1 protein-coding gene is annotated in these 446 nt (G+C 72.2%); it reads right to left on the bottom strand.

Annotation, left to right across the window (positions count from 1 at the left end; translation table 11 throughout):
* Positions 1 to 367 (bottom strand): hypothetical protein (locus ACFVUS_RS44035; RefSeq protein WP_387781561.1); only part of this gene is annotated, 367 nt, incomplete at its 3' end.
* Positions 368 to 446: the final 79 nt, after the last annotated feature.

Here is a 446-nt window from a genome sequence, read left to right as displayed (position 1 = left end):
CCGCCAGGGACACCCGCACCTGTAGGTCGGGGTCGTCCAGCAGCCGCTCGAACAGCTCCCGCGGTGAGCCCTCCGTGCCGACCACCACGGCCGCGCGCACCGCCGGATCCGGATGCCCGGCGAGTGTCATCCGGACGGCCTGGGGGAGGCCCCGGTTGAGCGCGAGCGAATGCGTGAACCAGGGGTCGTCGATGGCGATGATCTCGGCGGTCATGTCATCGGTCAGGTCGCCGCGCTTGGCGACGCTGCCACGGCCTCTGCGGTAGGAGAAGAGCCGGCGGACGAGCTCGGGTGGCAGCGCGGGGTTCGCGGCGAGCGCATCCACCACCGCGTGGAGGTGGACCGGCGGCTGTATGACGTCCGTCAAGGCGAGCGACCCTTCTGGCGCGGCGAGTTGACCGCCGAGTCTCTCATGCGCGGTCCTCCCGCCGGGGCCCGGCGAACAC

It is taken from the genome of Nocardia sp. NPDC058058 (genome assembly GCF_042885355.1).
GTDB lineage: Bacteria > Actinomycetota > Actinomycetes > Mycobacteriales > Mycobacteriaceae > Nocardia.
This window is presented reverse-complemented; position numbering and strand designations above follow the sequence as displayed.